Here is a 19452-nt window from a genome sequence, read left to right as displayed (position 1 = left end):
ACACGGTAGGTCAGCGGCCCGTCCGGCGGTTCTTCGAACCGTTTCAGAAGCTTTTATATAGAATCGCAAACAACGATTCTACTGATTATGGCTCAGCAGCAGATGGGCAACCAGCCCCTCATCGTACTCAGCGAGGACAGCCAGCGGACCTCCGGGCGGGACGCCCAGTCGATGAACATCACGGCAGGGAAGGCAGTCGCAGAGTCCGTCCGCACGACACTCGGCCCGAAGGGGATGGACAAGATGCTCGTCGACTCGACGGGCAACGTCGTCGTCACGAACGACGGCGTCACCATCCTCAAGGAGATGGACATCGAGCACCCCGCGGCCAACATGATCGTCGAGGTCGCGGAGACCCAGGAGGACGAGGTCGGTGACGGCACCACCACCTCCGTCGTCATCGCCGGCGAGCTCCTCGCGAAGGCCGAGGACCTCCTCGAGCAGGACATCCACGCCACCATCCTCGCGCAGGGGTACCGCCAGGCGGCCCAGCGCGCCAAGGAGATCCTCGAGGAGAACGCCATCGAGGTCTCCTCCGACGATACGGAGTACCTCGAGGAGATCGCCGCGACGGCGATGACGGGCAAGGGCGCCGAGAACGCGCGCGACACCCTCTCCTCGCTCGTCGTCTCCGCCGTCCAGGCCGTCGCCGACGACGACGGTATCGACACGGACAACGTCAAGCTCGAGAAGGTCGTCGGCGGCGCCGTCGAGAACTCCGAGCTCGTCGAGGGCGTCATCGTCGACAAGGAGCGCGTCCACGACAACATGCCGTACATGGCCGAGGACGCCAACGTCGCCCTCCTCGACACCGCTATCGAGGTCAAGGAGACGGAGATCGACGCCGAGGTCAACGTCGACTCGCCGGACCAGCTCCAGCAGTTCCTCGACCAGGAGGAGGAGCAGCTCCGCGAGATGGTGGACAAGCTCAAGGACGCCGGTGCCGACGTCGTCTTCGCCCAGAAGGGCATCGACGACATGGCCCAGCACTACCTCGCGAAGGAGGGCATCCTCGCCGTCCGCCGCGCGAAGAAGTCCGACATCAAGGCGCTCTCGCGAGCGACCGGCGCCAAGGTCGTCTCCAACATCGACGACATCACCGAGGACGACCTCGGCTTCGCCGGCTCCGTCGCCGAGAAGGACATCGGCGGCGACACCCGCATCTTCGTCGAGGACGTCGACCAGGCTCGCTCGGTCACGCTCGTCCTCCGCGGTGGGACCGAGCACGTCGTCGACGAGGTCGAGCGCGCCATCGAGGACTCGATGGGCGTCGTCCGCGTCACCCTGGAGGACGGCAAGGTGCTCCCCGGTGGGGGCGCCCCCGAGATCGAGCTGTCGATGGGGCTCCGTGACTTCGCGGACTCCGTCGAGGGCCGCGAGCAGCTCGCCGTCGAGGCGTTCGCCGACGCCATCGACGTCATCCCGCGTACGCTCGCCGAGAACGCCGGCCACGACCCGATCGACTCGCTCGTGGACCTGCGCTCCGAGCACGACGACGGCAACACCGCCGCCGGCCTCGACGCCTACACCGGCGACATCGTCGACATGGAAGAGGAGGGCGTCGTCGAGCCGCTCCGCGTGAAGACCCAGGCCATCGAGTCCGCCACCGAGGCGGCCGTGATGATCCTGCGCATCGACGACGTCATCGCCGCTGGCGACCTGAAGGGTGGCCAGACGGGCGACGACGACGAGGACGCCGGCGGACCCGGCGGCCCGGGCGGCGCCCCCGGCGGCATGGGCGGCGGCATGGGCGGCATGGGCGGCGGCATGGGCGGCATGATGTGAAGTCGGCCACCGTCACAGCACCCCTCCCACCGACCGCGCCTCGAACCGTCTGCTGACCGACACTCCGTTTCTTTCGGCACTTCCCGACAGCAGCTGCTAGTTCGTTATCTCGCCGTTTTAGGGTATTATATCTGAACTTTCTGATATAGTAGCAAGATATCGCACCCCTGGCGAGAATATATCGTTCAATGGGGCCCGCTACCCCCCCAGATGCTCCAGAATCAGCTCTGTCACCGCCTCCGGTCGCTCGTGGGTCACCCAGTGGCTCGCCTCGGGGAACGTCTCCAGCCGGCCGTCCGCACAGAAGTCGACGCTCTGTTCGGCCAACTCGGGCAGGAGCGCGTCGTCCTGTTCGCCCCAGACCACGAGTGTCGGCTGCTCGACGGTGATGCCGGGCAGGTCGGGGCGGTGCTGGACGGCTGCGCGGTACCAGTCCAGCATCGCGGTCAGGGCTCCGGGCCGGCTCCACGCCGCCCGGTAGCGGTCCATGTCGGTGTCGGAGAACGTCCCGGGCGAGGCCTGCCGGAGGAAGCGGGCCATCCCGTCGTAGTCGTTGCGGCGGTTGAGCCACTCCGGAACCCCGGGGAGCTGGAAGAACAGGATGTACCAGCTCCGGCGCCACTGCCGGAGGTTGAGCTTCCAGCGGTCCCGACTCGGCATCAGGGCCCCCGCGAACGCCGCCGGGTGCGGGACGTTGATGGTCACGAGCCGGTCGACCATTCCGGGTCGGCGAAGTGCGGCGTCCCACGCGACAGCCGCCCCCCAGTCGTGCCCGACGACGTGGGCCGATTCCCGCCCCTCGCTCTCGATCCAGCCCTGCAGGTCGGCCGAGAGCCGGTCCGCGCTGTAGTCGGCCACGTCGTCGGGCGCCTCGCTCAGGTTGTACCCCCGACCGTCCGGCACGAGGACACGATAGCCCGCGTCGGCGAGCGGCCGGATGTAGTCGGCCCAGCCCCACCAGAACTCGGGGAAGCCGTGGTGCAGGACGACGAGCGGGTCGTCCGGGTCACCAGCGACGACCGCGTGGAGTTCGAGACCGTCGATATCGCGGTAGACGGACTCGACACCCGGGTCGCGGATGAGCGAGGCGTCGGTGGCGAGACGAGGTGGCATGGGCGCTCTGCGAGTGCCGGAGTGAAAGAGGCGCCGACAGCAGCAAGCTACCGACGGCCAATCAAGAAGTGCATCCGCGCGAGCAGGGCGGGACTCCGTCCCGCTTGCAGTCGGACGTAGTCCGACGACGAAGCGAGCGCGGTTCACCGGCCGGAGTGAGCGAAGCGAACGCAGGCCGGCATTTCTCTGAACGTTTTTTGCGGCGAGAGATTTCTCGGCTTCGCCGAGAAATGTATAGCTGGCGGCGTAGCCGCCAGCCGGTACCCGCAGACCGGCGGCGAAGCCGCCGGTCAAGCGGTACCCGGGCCGTCAAAAAAGCTCTACATGTCGGGCCAGGCCTTCGCAGCGGCGATAGGCCCGGCCACGTCGTTGATCCAGCGGGCGGCGACGCCCTTCTTCAGGGTCTCGGCGAGCGGGCCGCCGAACGTCCGCGAGACGGCCTTGACGCCCATCACGTTGTGCGCGACGGCGTCGTCGCCCACCGAGATGAGGGTACCCTTGTCCTTGTAGCGCCACTCCTCGAGCGGCTGGCCGCGGATGGCGCGTGCGACGTTCTCGCCGACGACCTCGGCGGCCTGCCAGGCGGCCTGTGCGGTCGGCGGGGCGGGGTTCTCGCCCTGGTCGACCAGCGCGGCGTCGCCGAGCGCGAAGACGCGCTCGTCGTCGGTCTGGAAGTCCGAGGCGGCGTGGATGCGGTGCGAGCGCTCGTCCTGGTCCAGCTCGGTGTTCGCGGCGGGCTCGCGGCCCGTGATACCGCCGGTCCAGAGGAGGACGTCGTAGTCCAGTTCCGTATCGTCACCGACGTAGACGGTCTCCTCGTCGACCTCGCCGATGAACTCGCCGGTCATGATGTTGACATCGGCGTCCTCGAGCAGGTTGTGGAGCTTCGCCTGCACGACGGGGTCGTTGTTGGGGAAGACGTTGTCGAGGCCCTCGACGAGGTGGATATCTATCGGGGCGCGGTGGCGGTCGCGGAACTCCGCGATCTCGCCGGCGGACTGGATGCCCGAGAGGCCGGCGCCGCCGACGACGACCTGCGCGGGGTCGTTGCGCGAGGCCTGCCGGGCAGCTTCCTTGACCTCCTCGTGGATCTCGAGGGCGTCGTCGAGGCTCTTGAGCGTGAGCGAGTGCTCCTTCAGGCCGTCGATGCCGAAGAAGGCGGTCCGGGAGCCGAAGCCGACGACGAGGTAGTCGTAGTCGACGGTGGAGCCATCCTCGAGGTCGATGGTGCGCTCGTCGGTCTCGACGTTCTCGACGCGCCCCTGGACGAAGCGGGTGGCGGAGCCGGCGATGTCCTCGCAGTCGAAGGCGATCTTGTTCTGGACCGACGGGTCCCGGATGCAGCGGTGGGACTCGTGGAGAACGAGGTGGTGCGGGACGTCGGAGATCCACGTCACGTCGGCCTCGCCGTTCAGTTCGTCTTCGAGACTCATGACCGCGCCCGTGCCGGCGTAGCCGGAGCCGAGCACGACGACGTCCTCTGTCATGTCTCGTGGTCCGGTTGCGCCGGATACAAAGGTGTTGATTCGGCGACGCGAGGCCGTGTGACGCGGTAACGCGGCCGATTCAGCCTCGATAGAATGGGTCGTTGATACGAGGCGGATATCACTACCGGCAATCGACGGGCGGGTGGCGGCCACGGGTGGGCCGCCGGGGGCGCCGGCTACCGGGGTCGGAACGGGCGCGTGCCCCGGTCAGTGTGCGGGCTCCTCGGCGGGGGCCCGCATATCGTCGATGGTGATGATGAGCGTGTTGTTGGTGTCGTCCTTCCCCTCGAGGGTCCCCTCGATGACGAGCTTCGAGAGCGGTGTCGGACCGACCTGGATGGGGTCGCCCTCGTGGAACTCGGAGATGGAGCCCTGCATGCGGATCTCCGCGCGACACAGCTCCGGGTGGTGGACGCTGGTGAGGTCGATCTCCTGGACGTTGGCGCCCTCGACGGGTTCGTCGTCGTGGAAGAACGGCACGTCGGCGGCCTGCTCCATATCCTCGATCTGGAGCGCCTCGTACGCTCCAGCGGTCGGCTTGTAGCCACCTTTCGGGCCAGGTACCCCCTCGACGAGCTGGAGGGCTTTCAGCGACTGCATCTGGTTGCGGATGGTGCCGGGGTTGCGGTCGACCCGGTCCGCGATATCCTCCCCCTTGACGGCGGTTTCGGACTCCCGGTAGAGGTTGACGAGTTCCTGGAGAATCGCCTTCTGACTGGGGGTGAGCTCGATGGACGACATGTAACGGACAGTTCACCATCGTTTCGCATAAATCCGGTGGTGAGGTGGCCAGCGACGGACAGACGGCCAGCCGGCACGGGCCCTGACAGCCGGCCGGCAGGGACCGTAGACATCCGGCAGGGACCGACACGTCTTTGCGCGCGGACGCGGCCCCTCCGGTATGCACGGGAACCGTGTGCTGGTGACGGGTGGGGCGGGGTTCATCGGCTCGAACCTGGCGAACCGCCTCGCGGCCGACAACGAGGTCATCGCGCTGGACGACGGCTATCTCGGTACGCCCGAGAACCTCGACGATGGCGTCGAGTTCGTCGAGGCCTCGGTGCTGGACGACGACCTTCCGACCGACGTCGATGTCGTGTTCCACCTCGCGGCGCTCTCCTCGTACTTCATGCACGAGGAGGACCCCGCACGCGGGGCCCGCGTCAACATCGAGGGGTTCGTCAACACCGCCGACCAGGCCCGGCAGGACGGCTGTGACCACGTCGTCTACGCTACGACCTCCTCTATCTACGGCGACCGGACCGAGCCCTCCCCCGAGGACATGGAGGTGACCGCACGGACGGGCTACGAGGCCTCCAAACTCGCCCGCGAGCGGTACGCCGAGTACTTCAACCACCATTACGGGCTCACCACCTGTGGCCTGCGTTTCTTCTCGGTCTACCAGGGCTTCGGCGGCGCCGAGGAACACAAGGGCGAGTACGCGAACCTCATCGCGCAGTTCGCGGACGCCATCGCGAACGGCGAGCGCCCGGAGATCTGGGGTGATGGCACGCAGACCCGGGACTTCACGCACGTCGACGACATCGTCCGTGGCATCGAACTCGCCGCGGACCACGACCTGCAGGGCATCTACAACCTCGGCACCGGCGAGTCGTACTCGCTGAACGAACTGGTCGAGCGCCTCAACGAGGAACTCGGCACCGACATCGAACCCCGCTACGAGGAGAACCAGATTCCCGAGGATGTCTACGTTCACGACACGATGGCCGACCCCTCGAAGATGCAGGCGGCGACGGGCTGGGAGCCCGAGATATCGTTCGACGAGGGCCTCGAGCACGTCTGCGCGCAGTACCAGTAACAGGGCTGGGGTGTTCCCGCGGCGCGCACGACCACAACCCTATGCCGGAGGGACTCGCACCGCCGAGCATGAACGTTCGACTCATCGGCGTCCCCATGGACCTCGGCGCCGACCGGCGTGGCGTGGACATGGGGCCGTCGGCCATCCGGTATGCCGGGCTCGCCGACGCGGTCGAGGCTGCAGGCCACCCCTGTGCGGACCGCGGTGACCTGCCGGTTCCGCGCCCCGAGACCCACGACGGGGCCGGCGGGGAGTACGGCGACCGGGCGAAGTTCCTCGGCGAGACGCGGGAGGTCTGCACCGCGCTCGCCGACGAGGTGGCCGAGACAGTTGCCGACGACTCCCTCCCGCTCGTCCTCGGTGGCGACCACTCCATCGCCATCGGCTCGATGGGCGGTGCCGCGCGCGACCGCGACCTCGGTGTCGTCTGGTTCGACGCGCATGGCGACTACAACACCCCCTCGACGACGCCCTCCGGCAACGTCCACGGCATGAGCCTGGCGGCCGCACTCGGCGTCGGCGAGTTCGCCGGCCACGACTGGGCTCGCGCCGGTATCGACCCCGAGAACGTCGCGCTGGTCGGTATCCGCGACCTCGACGACGCCGAGCGCGACGCCCTCGCCGACTCGGACGTGAGCGTCTACACGATGAGCGACATCGACCACCGGGGGCTCCCGGCCGTCGCCGACGATGCCGTCGACGTGGCGACCGGGGGGACCGACGGCTTCCATGCCTCGCTGGACATGGACTTCCTCGACCCGGACGAGGCCCCCGGCGTCGGGACGCCGGTCCGGGGCGGCGCCACCTACCGTGAAGCCCATGCCGCGATGGAGGAGGTCGCCGACCACCGCGACCAGCTCGTCTCGATGGAACTCGTCGAGGTCAACCCCATCCTCGACGAACTGAACCGGACCGCCGAACTCGGGGTCGAACTGGTCGCGAGCGCGCTGGGGAAGCGTATCCTCTGAACGAGCTTTTTTCCGACTCGGGTTTCCTCGGCGGGCGGCTTCGCCGCCCGCCTGCGGGAACCACTCGTCGCAAAAAACGTTCAGAAAAAAGCCGGCACTCGGGCGCTTCGCGCCCTCGTGCCGGTGAAACCGCGCTCGCACGGTATGCTATTCATATATTGAATGTGCATTTCTGTTAGGGGCGGACCTTTAAGACTTGTATTGTAGATTTATTGTAGATGTATCGTGAAACACTCGAGTATTTCTAAAGTTCGGCCGTCGCCACGAACGCCGTCCCGCCGTTGTACAGGTCCACGTCGACCCGGTCGGCACCGAACGCCGCACGGAGGTCGGTGGGGAGGTGGCGGTCCGGGTACCAGTTCGTCGCGACCGCGGAGACGTAGTTGACGAGGGGGTTGAACAGGCGCATCGGCCCCGACTGGTAGGGCTGTGCATCGAGGACGACGACGCGGCCGCCGGGCCGGACGACCCGCCGGAGTTCCTGGATGGCCGCGAGGTGGTCGGGGATGGCCGACAGCGAGAGCGTACACAGCGCCGCGTCCATCGCATCGTCGGGGAGCGGCAGCGAACCCGCGTCCGCGCGAGCGACGCGGACGGGCGCGTGGTCCTGCTCGTGGCCCCGGTCGCGCGCGGCCGCGACCATCCCGCGCGAGTGGTCGAGGCCCAGGACCGTGCCCTCGTCGCCAGTCCGGTCGACGAGCATCGGGACGTTCGGGCCCGTCCCGCAGGCGAGGTCCAGCACACGGTCGCCGGGAGCGAGCTCGAGGCGGTCGACGGCGGTCTCGCGGAGGGCGCGGTAGCGCCCGAAGAACGCGGCGCCCGCGAACAGGTCGAACAGCCCCGGGTGCTGGCTCCACCAGTCGTACACGCGGTCGGCGTGCGACTGGGACTGGATGCCCGTCACGGTCGTCCGGGTGCCCGCATCGAGCAAGGGTCTGGCGGTCGTCCCCCCGGGGACCGCGGGGGCCAGCGTTTTGAGGTGGCAGTCCCTGGGTTCGGGTGTGACCGGAGACGCAGGAGCGAACGGTGCGGCCGCTGCCGACGACCGGGTGAGTGCGGCGCTCATCGCTGCCGGCGCGGTGCTCGTCGTCGTGCTCGTGGCGCTGGTCGGCGCGCTCTGGGTCGGTGGCGAGGCCGGTGCCCTCGTCGCCATCGGCGCCCTGACCGTCCTGTTCGCCGCCGTCGGGACCGGGCTGTTCCTCATCGCCCGGAAGGTCGGCTCGAAGGCCGACGACCCCGAGGAGGTCGAGCGGCGGATGGCAGAGAGCCTCGGCCTCAGCGAGGAACGGACCCAGCTGCGCGTCGACCGCGTCGCCGGCGAGGCGGAGACGGCCCCGAGCCAGGCGGCCCTCGACGACCGGTACGAGGAGGCAGACGAGCCACGGCGGGCGCTGGACGAACGCTTCTACGAGGACGGCGAGGAGTAATCTGCCGCGAGCAAAAGTGCAGGCGGGGAGGTCGCTGTTACGCGTCGGTCTCGATGGTGGCGTCGTCCTCGGCGTCGGGGTCGTTGTCGGCCGCGGGGATGGTGTCGACGCTGGCGACCCAGTCGTCATCATCGAGTTTCATCACGACGACGCCCATCGTGTTGCGGCCCTGCGTCGACACCTCGTCGACGTGGGTGCGCATGATCTGTCCGCTCTCGCTCATGATGACGAGTCCGTCGTCGTCCGTGACGGCGTTGACGGAGACGACGTGGCCGTTTCGCTCGTTGGTCTTGATGTCGATGAGGCCCTTGCCGTAGCGGGACTGCCGGCGGTACTCCGCGAGGCGCGTGCGCTTGCCGTACCCCTGCCGGGTGACGGTCAGCAGCGCGCGCTCGTCCTCGTCGTGGGTGGCGACGAGGCCGGCGACCTCGTCGTCGTCCTGGAGTTTGATGCCGTTCACGCCGCGTGCGGTCCGGCCCATCGACCGGGCCTCCTCCTCGTCGAACCGGATTGTCATCCCTCGTCGGCTGGCGATGACGAGGTCCATCCCGCCGTCGGTCACCTCCACGTCGGCGAGACTGTCGCCCTCCTCCAGTTTGATGGCACGGATGCCGCCGGAGTGGACGTTCTCGAACTTGCCGACGCCGGTCCGCTTCACGTAGCCGTTCCGGGTGACCATCGCGAGGAAGTCCTCCTCGTCGAGGTCCGCCACGTCGACGACGGCGTTGATCTCCTCGTCACCGTCGAGGTCGAGCACCTGCTGGGCCGAGGTCCCGCGGGCCGTGCGGCCCATCTCGGGGATCTCGTAGGTCTTCAGGCGGTAGACCTGGCCCTTGCTCGTGAAGCAGAGCAGGTAATCGTGCGTGTTGGCCTCGAAGACGGTTGCGACGCGGTCCCCGTCCTTCGGGCGGACGCCGATGATACCCTTCCCGCCGCGGTGCTGCGGGTCGAAGTCGTCGAGCGGCATCCGCTTGACGTAGTCCTCCTCGGTGACGACGACGACCACGTCCTCCTCGGGGATGAGGTCCTCGCGCGTGACCGAGCCCACGTCCTCCATGAAGCTCGTCCGGCGCTCGTCGTCGTACGTCTCCTTCATCTCCTCCAGCTCCTCGGTCACGACGCGGTCGAGTTCGGCCTGGGAGCCGAGGATGGTCTCCAGGCGCTCGATCTCGGCCTGGACCTCCTCGTACTCGGTCTCCACGTCGGCGGCCTCCATCGAGGTGAGCGACCCCAGCTGCATCCGGACGATGTGCTCGGCCTGGGCCTCGCTCAGCGTGAAGCCGAGTGCGTCCTCGTCGGTCTGGAGCGCCTCGATGGCCGCCGTCCGGTCCTCGCTGTTGCGGATGAGTTCGACGACCTCGTCGACGTTCTGCAGCGCCTGCAGCCGGCCCTCGAGGATGTGGGCACGGTCCTCGGCCTCGTCGAGTTCGAACTGGGAGCGCCGGCGCACCACCTCGCGGCGGTGGTCGACGTACACCTCCAGCATCCGCTTGAGGTCCAGCCGCTGGGGCTGACCGTCGACGAGCGCGACGCAGTTGACGCCGAACGTGCCCTCGAGGTGGCGCTCGACGAGCTGGTTCTCCACGACCTCCGTGTTCGCGCCCCGCTTCAGCTCGATGACCACCCGGACCCCGTCACGGTCGGACTCGTCGCGGATGTCCGTGATGCCCTCGATCTTCCCGTCGTTGACGTCGTCGGCGATGCGCTCGATGCGGCGCGCCTTGTTCTCCTGGTACGGGAACGCGGTGATGATGATACGGTCCTTCCCGCCCTCGTTGTGCTCCACGTCGTACTCCGCCCGAACGCGGACCCGGCCCTTGCCGGTCGTGTAGGCGTCGTAGACGCCCTCCTTGCCGACGATACGTGCGCCGGTCGGGAAGTCGGGGCCCTTGATGGGGCCGTCGGACTCCTTCGTGGCGATGAGGTCCGAGATGGGGCACTCGGGGTTCTCGATGACGTGGATGCAGGCGTCGACCACCTCGCCCAGGTTGTGCGGCGGGATGTTCGTGCTCATCCCGACCGCGATACCGGAGGCACCGTTCAGCAGGAGGTTCGGCAGTGCCGCCGGCAACACGGCAGGCTCGGTCAGTCGGTCGTCGTAGTTGGCTTCGAAGTCGACGGTGCCCTTCTCGATGTCGGCCAGCATCTCCTCGGCCAGTGGCGCCATGCGGGCCTCCGTGTACCGCATCGCCGCGGGCGGGTCACCGTCGATGCTCCCGAAGTTCCCCTGGCCGTCGACGAGCGGGTAGCGTAGCGAGAACTCCTGGGCCATCCGCGCCAGCGCGTCGTAGATGGCGCTGTCGCCGTGGGGGTGGTAGTTACCCATCGTCTCCCCGACGACGTTCGAGGACTTGCGGTGGCCGGAGTTGGAGGTGACACCCATCTCGTGCAGGGCGTAGAGGATGCGCCGCTGGACCGGCTTCAGGCCGTCACGGGCGTCGGGCAGCGCGCGCCCGACGATGACGCTCATCGCGTAGTCGATGTACGACTGCTCCATCTCGTCCTCGACGCGGACGCTCTCGACCCGCTCCGCGACCTCGTCGGGGGCGTCAGGAACGTCGGAACTCATCGTTCGGTCCCCGTTCTCGATCCGTCTTCGAACTGCCTCGTATCTAGTTTGGTTTCCATTTTGGTGTCAAATTCTGGAATATTTCAGATATCTACCCACTCTGCGTCCTCTGCATGGTCCTTGATGAACTGCTTGCGCGGTTCGACCGCGTCGCCCATCAGGACCGAGAACATCCGGTCGGCGGTTGCGGCATCCTCGATGTTGATCTGCTTGAGGATGCGGTTCTCCGGATTCATCGTGGTGTCCCAGAGCTGCTCGGGATTCATCTCGCCGAGCCCCTTGAACCGCTGGACCTGGTCGGGCGAGCCGTCACAGACCTCCTCGACGATGCGGTCGCGCTCTTTCTCGGTCATGGCGTCGTACGTCTCGCCACGGTACCGGACCCGGTAGAGGGGTGGCTGGGCGGCGTAGACGTAGCCACGCTCCAGCAGTTCCGGCATGTGCCGGTAGAGGAAGGTCAACATCAGCGTCCGGATGTGGGCGCCGTCGACGTCGGCGTCCGTCATGATGATGATCTTGTGGTAGCGACAGTCCTCGATGTCGAACTCGTCGCCGATGCCGGTGCCGACGGCGGTGATGAGGTTGCGGATCTGGTCGTTCTCGAGGATGCGGTCGAGCCGGTGTTTCTCGACGTTGAGGATCTTCCCGCGCAGCGGGAGGACCGCCTGGAACTCCGGGTTCCGGCCCTGCTTGGCGCTTCCACCGGCGCTGTCGCCCTCGACGACGAACAGTTCGGCCTCCTCCGGGTCGCGGCTCTGACAGTCCGCGAGCTTGCCCGGCAGGGAGGTCGAATCGAGCGCGGACTTGCGGCGCGTGAGCTCCTCGGCCTTCTTCGCTGCCATCCGGGCCTTCGCGGCCTCGACGGCCTTCGAGACGATGGCCTCGGCGGTGTCGGGGTGCTCTTCGAGATACGCCGAGAGCTTCTCGTGGACGATGCCCTCGACGATGCCCCTCACTTCACCGTTCCCCAGTTTCGTCTTCGTCTGCCCCTCGAACTGCGGGTCGGGGTGCTTGATGGAGAGCACGGCGGTGAGCCCCTCGCGGATGTCCTCGCCCTTCAGCGTGCCGTCGATGTCACGCAGCAGCCCCTGCGAGGTGGCGTAGTCGTTGACCACCCGCGTGAGCGCGGTCTTGAACCCGGTCATGTGGGTGCCGCCCTCGCGGGTGTTGATGTTGTTGGCGAACGCGTGGATGGAGCCCTGCACACCCGCCGTCGCCTGGATGGCGATCTCGACCTGCACCTCGCCGTCCTCGCTCTCGCCGCTCCCGTCGACGAAGAGGACGTCCTCGTGGAGCACGTCGCGGGTCTCGTTGAGGTACTCGACGAACTCCTTGATGCCCCCCTCGTACTCGAAGGTCTCGCGCTCGCCGTCGCGCTCGTCCTCGATGGTGATGGCGACGCCGGGATTGAGGAAGGCGAGTTCGCGCAGGCGGGAGGCAAGCGTGGAGTAGGTGAAATCGAGCGTCTCGAAGATCTCCGGGTCGGGCCAGAACTGGATGGTCGTCCCCGTCTCCTCGTCGGGCTCCATGTCCCGGATCCGCTCGAGTTCCTGGTCGGGGTCGCCGTGGTCGAAGCGGTGTCGATACACGCCGTCGTCGCGTTTGACCTCGACCTCCAGCCAGCGCGAGAGGGCGTTGACGACGGAGACGCCGACGCCGTGGAGGCCGCCGGAGACCTGGTAGGAGTCCTTGTCGAACTTCCCACCGGCGTGGAGCACCGTCATCACGACCTCGACGGCGGACTTCCCGGACTCGTGTTCCCCGACGGGGATGCCGCGGCCGTCGTCGCTGACGCTCACCGACTGGTCCTCGTGGATGGTCACCTCGATGGTGTCACAGTAGCCCGCGAGGGCCTCGTCGATGGAGTTGTCGACGACCTCGTAGACGAGATGGTGGAGGCCGCGCGCGTCGGTCGAGCCGATGTACATGGCGGGCCGTTTCCGGACCGCCTCCAGCCCCTCGAGGGTCTGGATGTTGTCCTCGCTGTATCCCTGGGACATCTATCTACCACGGGTAGTGTGCGTTCAGGTTTAAAACCTCGCACGCGCGCGCGAAAGTCAGCTACGTACTGCTGGAGTGGCGGTCGCCGCTGTCGCTCCGGCCGTGACCGACAGACGGCAGCCGGATGTCGGACGAGGCCGTTCCACTTCCACCACGGTAGCGGGCAGGTTTTACCTTCTCGGGGGATAGGGGTCCCACACGAATGACTTCGTTCCAGTCGGAACTCGGCGGTGACGGGGGTGGCGACGGCGATGGTGACGGCAACGGCGGCGATGGCGACGGCATCGCCGAGGAACTCGCCCGGGAGCAGCGGGCCATCTCCATCGCCGAGTTCTTCGAGAAGAACAAGCACATGCTCGGCTTCGACTCGGGCGCCCGGGGGCTGGTGACCGCCGTCAAGGAGGCGGTGGACAACGCCCTCGACGCGACCGAGGAGGCCGGCATCCTGCCCGATATCTACGTCGAGATCGAGGAGGCCGGCGACTACTACCGGCTCGTCGTCGAGGACAACGGCCCCGGCATCACGAAGGAGCAGGTGCCGAAGATCTTCGGCAAACTGCTGTACGGCTCCCGGTTCGGCAAGCGCGAGCAGAACCGTGGCCAGCAGGGAATCGGTATCTCCGCCGCGGTGATGCACTCGCAGCTCACCTCCGGCAAGCCCGCGAAGATCACCTCCAAGCCCCGTGGTGGGGAGGCACGCTACTTCGAACTCATCATCGACACGGACGCCAACGAGCCCGAGATCGACACCGACGAGGCGACGACGTGGGAGCGCCCACACGGTACCCGCATCGAGCTCGAGATGGAGGGGAACATGCGGGCCCGCCAGCAGCTCCACGACTACATCGAGCACACGGCGGTCGTCAACCCCCACGCCCGGCTCGAACTGCGCGAGCCGGGGCTGGACGAGCCGCTGAAGTTCGAGCGTGCGACCGACCAGCTCCCCGCCGAGACGGAGGAGATCAAACCCCACCCGCACGGCGTCGAGCTCGGCACGCTGAAGAAGATGCTGGAGGCGACGGATTCGTACTCCATCAGCGGCTTCCTCCAGGGGGAGTTCACCCGTGTCGGCGGCACGACCGCGACCAACGTCGTCGACGCCTTCCGCGACCGGCAGCTCGGCCGGGAGATGACCTGGCGCGTCCCCGGGACGACCGACGAGGCCGACGTGGTCGGTGCCGTCGTCGACGCGACCGCGAACAAGGGCGCCGCGGCGACCGAGGCCTTCGCCGAGGGCGTCTACGCCGCGCTCGAGGAGCACGACCACGTCGGATACGGCGACATCGAGAACGCGGTCGACGAGGCTGCCGACGAGGTGGAGGACGGACACGACGTTCGGCTCGGGAGCACCGTCCGCGAGAACGCCGTCGCGGCCGCCTGGAGCGAGGTGACGACCCGCCGTGAGCCGGACTGCTACCGGCTCGTCGACGAGGCGACCACCACCCGGAAGGACGACGCGGCCATCGACGGCCTCGCCCGGCGTCTCGCCGACCGCTTCGCCGATGCCGAGATGCACGAGGCCGGCGTCGGCCACGGGGCTCGCGACCGCGTGACCCGCGACACGCTGGCCGGCTGGGCCGACTGGGCCGCCGAGCGGACCGCCGAGCGTGATGGCGGGACCTTCGGCGAGACGGCCCGCGAGAACGTCGTCGACGCGCTCTGGGCCCGTGCCCGGACCGTCGAGACGGAGCCGCCGAACGTGGCGGCGCTCGTCGACGACCGGGACTCCGTGGCCCGGCTGCTGGAGGCGATGCGCGAGACGGACATCCTCTCGCCGCCGACGGACTGCCTGGCGCCCATCACGGAGGAGCTCGTGGATGCGGGGCTGCGAAAGGAGTACGACGCGGACTTCTTCGCGACCTGCACCCGTGACGCGGAGGTCCACGGCGGCGACCCGTTCATCGTCGAGGCCGGCATCGCCTACGGCGGCGACCTCGAGGCCGAGGGCCCCGTCGACATCCTCCGGTTCGCCAACCGCGTCCCGCTGGTCTACCAGCGCGGCGCCTGCGCGACGGTGGACGTCATCAAGCGCATCAACTGGCGGAACTACAACCTCGACCAGCCCGGCGGCAGCGGTATCCCGAACGGGCCGGCGGTGCTGATGGTCCACGTCGCCTCGACGAACGTTCCGTTCACGAGCGAGTCGAAGGACGCCGTCGCCAACGTGCCCGAGATCGAGGACGAGATCGAACTCGCGTTCCGGGAGGCCGCCCGCGAGCTGAAGACCTACCTCAACAAGCAGCAGTCGCTGCGCGAGCGCCGGCAGAAGCGCGATACGCTGGCCGAGATTCTGCCCGAGATGGCCGACAAACTGACCGAGGTCACCGGCCGAGAGCCCCTCCACATCGAGGACTCGCTGGCCCGCATCATGAACAACGTCCTCGTCGAGCGGCGCCGGGAGAACGGCCACGTCACGCTCGCCGTCGAGAACAACGACGACACGACCGTCGAGCCCGAGATCACCGACATCTGCTCGGTGGACCCCGGGGAGGTGGATGACGCCAGCGTCGTCGAGATGGACGGGGAGTGGTTCGTCCGCTGGCAACCCTCCGTGGCGGGCGGCGAGACCGCCGAGCTGGTCTACGATGTCGGCGACGACGCCGAGTTCGACGTCGCGGTCGAGGGTATCGAGGAGGAGAAGCTGACCACCAACGCCTGATATGAGCACCGAGAACGCAGACACCGACACCGAGCCGAACAGCGAACGAGCGCGCCAGGAGCTCATCGAGCTCGCCAGCGAGTTCTACGACCAGTTCGCCGAGGGGGACGTCCCGCGGATGCGCATCCCGACCCGGACGAAGAGCAACATCGAGTACTCCGAGGAGAAGGGCGTCTGGGTGCTGGGCGACCGGCAGACCACCCGGACGGCAAAGACCAAGGCTGGGGCCCAGAAGCTCCTGAAGGCCATCTACACCATCGAGTTCCTGGCCCAGCAACTCGAGGAGGACCGCTCCTCGACCCTGCGTGAGCTCTACTACCTCAGCGAGTCCTGGGACAACGAGTTCGCCCAGTTCAACGACCAGGACGACTCCAACGGCCTCGTCGAGGACCTCGAGGTCGTCTCCGGGGTCACCCGCGAGGACTTCCACATGCGGCCCGAGGAGTCCGGCGCGACGCTGATGGGCCCGCTCCTCCTGCGCGAGCAGACCCGCCGGGGCGAGCGCGAGATCCACTGCCAGGAGGACGTCGGCGAAGGCGGCTACCAGATCCCCAACAACCCCGACACCATCGAGTTCCTCGACAACGACGCGGAGTTCATCCTCTGTGTCGAGACCGGTGGGATGCGCGACCGGCTGGTCGAGAACGGCTTCGACGAGGAGTACGGCTGCATCGTCGTCCATCTGAAGGGCCAGCCGGCCCGCGCGACCCGTCGCATCACCAAACGCCTCCACGACGAACTCGACCTCCCGGTCGTGGTCTTCACCGACGGCGACCCGTGGTCGTACCGCATCTACGGCTCGGTGGCGTACGGGTCCATCAAGTCCGCGCATCTCTCGGAGTACCTCGCCACGCCGGCGGCGCAGTTCGTCGGCATCCGCCCGCAGGACATCGTGGACTACGACCTGCCGACGGACCCGCTGGCGGACTCGGACATCAACGCGCTCGAATCCGAACTGGACGACCCGCGCTTCCAGAGCGAGTTCTGGCGCGAACAGATCGAGCTGCAGCTCGATATCGGGAAGAAAGCAGAGCAGCAGGCACTCGCCTCGCGCGGCCTCGACTTCGTGACCGACACCTACCTGCCCGAGCGGCTGACCGAGATGGGCGTGTTCTGACCGCCCCGCCACGCCAACCCTTTTCGCGTCTCCACACCTCTACCGACGCGTGTCGGAGGAGTGGATCTGCACGAACTGCGAGCGCACCTATCACGAGCCGCCCGAGCAGTGTGCGATCTGTCGGAACGAGGTGGTCATCCCCCGCGAGGACTACGACGCCCGGTTCGGCGGGCTGGAGGGACGGCTCGAGCGCGCCCGTGGACGGCTGCTCGAGCCGATGACGAGCGACCGGAGCCTCATCGCCGACAGCCGGTTCGTGCAGGCCGCGTTCCTCGCGATCACCGTACTGACGGTCCTGATCGCGGTCGTTCTCCTCGTCGGCGCCGTACTGGGGTAGCGGGTGGCCTCAGCCGAAGAGCCCGAACCCGACGCCACCGAGCCTGCCCACCAGGGCCGAAGCAGGACTGTCGCTGCTGTTGACGCTGGCCGTCCCGACGCGCTCGCCGCCAATCCGGACCGCGACGGTGTCGCCGAAGCTCCCGCTCCGGTCCGTCGAGTCGTACTGGTTGTACCCCTCGTAGTCGACCCCGACCACGGCGAGCGAGACGTTGCCGCTCTTCTCGCAGTAGCTCCCCTCGCCGCTCTCGAGACACTGGACCTGTGCGTCCCCGCCACCCGGACCTGCATCGAGAACCACCGTCGACCCGTCGTCACCGGTATCTGTCACACCCCGGTCGGCGTCACCGTCGATACCGTTGCCGACCGGCTCCTCGCGGTCGACACCGGGAGGGTCGGAAGCGACGGAGAGTCCCTCCCCGCCGGCACCGACGCCGACCGTCGTGTTCCCGAGGGGTGTCGACGGGTTCTCCGTGATATCGACTGTCCCCGGGCCGGCTTCCTGGCCGAGACCCTCGGCACCATCGGGGCCAGCGGAGACCACGTCGCCGCCGACCTGGAGGCCGCTCTCGTTGGTTCCAACGACCGGGCCGTCACCGTCCCAGCCGAGCAGCCCCTCCTCGCCGGTCGCCGCGGCCGGCGCCGTCGCTGCTGTCAGTCCGACCAGTAGTACGACCAGAACGACTGCGAAGCGCACCGTTCGAATCACCGTATCACGGCGGGGACCCGCCCCGGTTTAATGATTGTTCAGTGTCCAGCCGGGGATACAAGTGGGGTCAGCTAACTCGGCTCGCCCATGTCTCCGAGAGAACGACCGGAACCCCGGCCTCGGCCACGTCGGCGGCGAACGCACGCGAATCCGTCGTCAGGGCCTCGAACGTGTTGTAGTGGACCGGCAGTACCAGCTCCGGTTCCATGGCGGCGGCCAGCTCGGCGGCCGCGTGCCGGTCCATGGTGAACGCGCCACCGATGGGCGGGCAGAACAGGCTCACGTCCAGCTCGGCGTGGCCCTCCAGCACATCCGTATCGCCGGGCCAGAGGACCCGGACGCCGTCCGGCCGGACGGGCGAGGGGAGTGTGAGGTGGAACCCGCAGCCGAACCCCTCCGGATGGATGGGGTCGCCCGACGCATCGACGTGCGGACCGTCGGCGTGGTTGAACGCCGCCGTCGTCCGGACGACGACCTCGCCGACCGCGATATCGGCCTCGTCGTCGACGCGCCGGACCTCGTGGGGGAGGTCGACGGGTCGCTCCGCGTCACGGTCGATGCGGTGGGTGTTGACGCCCTCGAAGACGACGACCGTCGCGTCCTCGTTCGCGACCCGGCGGATGGCCGCGGGGTCGTAGTGGTGGTCGTGGGTCACGCAGACGAGGTCGCCGTCCCGCGGTTCGACCGCCGGCCCCCGCGGGTGATGGTCCGCCTCACCGCCGGCCCCCTCGGGCGGCCACTCCCCCGAGAGTACGCCGTAGCGGCCGGGGTCGCAGTAGACGACCGTACTGGAGCCGTCGTTCTCGCCCGCCAGCGCCGCATCGGGGGCGGGCGTCTCCAGTCGGAGCGTGGCGTAGCCGAGCCAGTCGGCCTGGATACCATCGTGGTGGACCATGCTCGCGGTAGCGGCGGCGCCCCCCTGAACGTTCTGCCACCGACTGGTGACGGAATCCCGGTCGGGCGGCCGTTCTCAGGGTCGGAAAACGCGCTCGGGTTCTTATGGTGCCGTGGATGGAAGCCCGAGTAGAGACACCGGCGGCACCGCCGCCACGAGCACCCATGGTCAGCGACGACGAACTCCAGCGCCACGTGAAGCAGGTGGAGACGAAGCGCTCCTACCGCTCTCGGGACGTGCCCACCATCGGGACGACCGAGAGTACGGTCGAGGAGCGCGTCGACGAACTCCAGCACGCCGCCCGCGAGACCCACGCCGAGCTCGCCCGCCGCATCCAGCGGGTCGACGACGCCAAAGCCGAGGACGTGCGCGTCGACGGCATCGTCGATCGCATGGAGGACATCGAGGAGCGCCTGGCCGCCATCGAGGACCAGCTGGCGGACTGACTCCGAGCAGATATCGCCACTGTGGCTGGCGCTATCGGACTATCTCCGGAGCATCTGCTATATCGTCATCATTTCGGGGATACCGGCTGGGTAGTTCGATATCTGTCCAGGGAACCAGTGC

The 19452-nt window shown here is 68.0% G+C and carries 16 protein-coding genes; 8 read left to right on the top strand and 8 right to left on the bottom strand.

Going from position 1 to position 19452, the window contains the following annotated elements:
- The first annotated feature begins 102 nt into the window (after positions 1–102).
- Positions 103–1785 (top strand): thermosome subunit alpha, encoded by a 1683-nt coding sequence (gene thsA, locus NL114_RS00370; protein ID WP_254824755.1) that lies wholly within the window; start codon positions 103–105, stop codon positions 1783–1785.
- Positions 1786–1983: 198 nt separating this feature from the next.
- Here the strand turns inward: thsA and NL114_RS00365 are convergent, their stop codons facing one another.
- From NL114_RS00365 to NL114_RS00355, 3 genes are all read right to left on the bottom strand, one after another.
- Positions 1984–2898 carry an alpha/beta fold hydrolase gene (locus tag NL114_RS00365; protein WP_254822825.1) on the bottom strand — a complete coding sequence of 305 codons (915 nt, stop codon included), beginning with the start codon at positions 2896–2898 and terminating at the stop codon, positions 1984–1986.
- 320 nt (positions 2899–3218) lie between these two features.
- The gene (locus tag NL114_RS00360) at positions 3219–4385 is read right to left on the bottom strand and encodes an NAD(P)/FAD-dependent oxidoreductase (protein ID WP_254822824.1); all 1167 of its coding nucleotides are present in this window, start codon (positions 4383–4385) and stop codon (positions 3219–3221) included.
- A gap of 207 nt (positions 4386–4592) precedes the next feature.
- Entirely contained in the window at positions 4593–5126 is a 534-nt protein-coding gene (locus NL114_RS00355; RefSeq protein WP_254822823.1) for an HTH domain-containing protein, read from the bottom strand.
- Positions 5127–5286: 160 nt separating this feature from the next.
- Here NL114_RS00355 and NL114_RS00350 point away from each other — a divergent pair, with 160 nt between their 5' ends.
- Both NL114_RS00350 and rocF read left to right on the top strand, forming a co-directional pair.
- Positions 5287–6204 carry an NAD-dependent epimerase/dehydratase family protein gene (locus NL114_RS00350; RefSeq protein ID WP_254822822.1) on the top strand — a complete coding sequence of 306 codons (918 nt, stop codon included), beginning with the start codon at positions 5287–5289 and terminating at the stop codon, positions 6202–6204.
- 68 nt (positions 6205–6272) lie between these two features.
- Positions 6273–7172, top strand: a complete 900-nt coding sequence (gene rocF / locus NL114_RS00345) for an arginase (RefSeq protein WP_254822821.1) — start codon at positions 6273–6275, stop codon at positions 7170–7172.
- A gap of 244 nt (positions 7173–7416) precedes the next feature.
- On the opposite strand, the gene NL114_RS00340 is transcribed toward rocF, so the two are convergent.
- Positions 7417–8103, bottom strand: a complete 687-nt coding sequence (locus NL114_RS00340) for a class I SAM-dependent methyltransferase (protein WP_254822820.1) — start codon at positions 8101–8103, stop codon at positions 7417–7419.
- 70 nt (positions 8104–8173) lie between these two features.
- Here NL114_RS00340 and NL114_RS00335 point away from each other — a divergent pair, with 70 nt between their 5' ends.
- The gene (locus tag NL114_RS00335; protein ID WP_254822819.1) at positions 8174–8599 is read left to right on the top strand and encodes a hypothetical protein; all 426 of its coding nucleotides are present in this window, start codon (positions 8174–8176) and stop codon (positions 8597–8599) included.
- Positions 8600–8636: 37 nt separating this feature from the next.
- Here NL114_RS00335 and gyrA read toward each other — a convergent pair whose 3' ends face one another.
- Positions 8637–11168, bottom strand: coding sequence for a DNA gyrase subunit A (gene gyrA, locus NL114_RS00330; RefSeq protein WP_254822818.1), 2532 nt, complete (start codon positions 11166–11168; stop codon positions 8637–8639).
- Between the two features lie 83 nt (positions 11169–11251).
- Entirely contained in the window at positions 11252–13168 is a 1917-nt protein-coding gene (gyrB, locus tag NL114_RS00325; RefSeq protein WP_254822817.1) for a DNA topoisomerase (ATP-hydrolyzing) subunit B, read from the bottom strand.
- Between the two features lie 203 nt (positions 13169–13371).
- Between gyrB and NL114_RS00320 the strand changes: the two genes are divergently transcribed.
- From NL114_RS00320 to NL114_RS00310, 3 genes are read left to right on the top strand one after another with little or no spacing between them, the layout of a single operon-like run.
- Positions 13372–15828 (top strand): DNA topoisomerase VI subunit B, encoded by a 2457-nt coding sequence (locus tag NL114_RS00320; RefSeq protein WP_254822816.1) that lies wholly within the window; start codon positions 13372–13374, stop codon positions 15826–15828.
- Between the two features lies 1 nt (position 15829).
- Positions 15830–16945, top strand: coding sequence for a DNA topoisomerase IV subunit A (locus NL114_RS00315; RefSeq protein ID WP_254822815.1), 1116 nt, complete (start codon positions 15830–15832; stop codon positions 16943–16945).
- Between the two features lie 49 nt (positions 16946–16994).
- Positions 16995–17282 (top strand): hypothetical protein, encoded by a 288-nt coding sequence (locus tag NL114_RS00310; protein ID WP_254822814.1) that lies wholly within the window; start codon positions 16995–16997, stop codon positions 17280–17282.
- A gap of 9 nt (positions 17283–17291) precedes the next feature.
- Here the strand turns inward: NL114_RS00310 and NL114_RS00305 are convergent, their stop codons facing one another.
- Positions 17292–17978: a hypothetical protein gene (locus NL114_RS00305; protein ID WP_254822813.1), complete on the bottom strand. Its 687-nt coding sequence runs from the start codon at positions 17976–17978 to the stop codon at positions 17292–17294.
- Positions 17979–18057: 79 nt separating this feature from the next.
- Complete coding sequence (locus NL114_RS00300; protein WP_254822812.1) at positions 18058–18885, bottom strand: MBL fold metallo-hydrolase; 828 nt, start codon at positions 18883–18885, stop codon at positions 18058–18060.
- A 164-nt stretch (positions 18886–19049) separates the two neighbouring features.
- On the opposite strand from NL114_RS00300, the gene NL114_RS00295 reads away from it, so the two are divergent.
- Positions 19050–19331: a hypothetical protein gene (locus NL114_RS00295; protein WP_254822811.1), complete on the top strand. Its 282-nt coding sequence runs from the start codon at positions 19050–19052 to the stop codon at positions 19329–19331.
- The last annotated feature ends 121 nt before the right edge of the window (positions 19332–19452 follow it).

Source organism: Haloglomus halophilum (assembly GCF_024298885.1).
In the GTDB taxonomy this organism is placed as follows: Archaea; Halobacteriota; Halobacteria; order Halobacteriales; family Haloarculaceae; genus Haloglomus; species Haloglomus halophilum.
The sequence above is the reverse complement of the archived record's forward strand: the minus strand, read 5'-3'. Positions and strand labels throughout refer to the sequence as shown.

Excerpts from the sequence above, each read along its gene's own strand:
- thsA (WP_254824755.1), top strand. The coding sequence starts at position 103 with ATGGGCAACCAGCCCCTCATCGTACTCAGCGAGGACAGCCAGCGGACC.
- NL114_RS00365 (WP_254822825.1), bottom strand. The coding sequence starts at position 2,898 with ATGCCACCTCGTCTCGCCACCGACGCCTCGCTCATCCGCGACCCGGGT.
- NL114_RS00360 (WP_254822824.1), bottom strand. The coding sequence starts at position 4,385 with ATGACAGAGGACGTCGTCGTGCTCGGCTCCGGCTACGCCGGCACGGGC.
- NL114_RS00355 (WP_254822823.1), bottom strand. The coding sequence starts at position 5,126 with ATGTCGTCCATCGAGCTCACCCCCAGTCAGAAGGCGATTCTCCAGGAA.
- NL114_RS00350 (WP_254822822.1), top strand. The coding sequence starts at position 5,287 with ATGCACGGGAACCGTGTGCTGGTGACGGGTGGGGCGGGGTTCATCGGC.
- rocF (WP_254822821.1), top strand. The coding sequence starts at position 6,273 with ATGAACGTTCGACTCATCGGCGTCCCCATGGACCTCGGCGCCGACCGG.
- gyrA (WP_254822818.1), bottom strand. The coding sequence starts at position 11,168 with ATGAGTTCCGACGTTCCTGACGCCCCCGACGAGGTCGCGGAGCGGGTC.
- gyrB (WP_254822817.1), bottom strand. The coding sequence starts at position 13,168 with ATGTCCCAGGGATACAGCGAGGACAACATCCAGACCCTCGAGGGGCTG.
- NL114_RS00320 (WP_254822816.1), top strand. The coding sequence starts at position 13,372 with ATGACTTCGTTCCAGTCGGAACTCGGCGGTGACGGGGGTGGCGACGGC.
- NL114_RS00315 (WP_254822815.1), top strand. The coding sequence starts at position 15,830 with ATGAGCACCGAGAACGCAGACACCGACACCGAGCCGAACAGCGAACGA.
- NL114_RS00300 (WP_254822812.1), bottom strand. The coding sequence starts at position 18,885 with ATGGTCCACCACGATGGTATCCAGGCCGACTGGCTCGGCTACGCCACG.
- NL114_RS00295 (WP_254822811.1), top strand. The coding sequence starts at position 19,050 with ATGGTCAGCGACGACGAACTCCAGCGCCACGTGAAGCAGGTGGAGACG.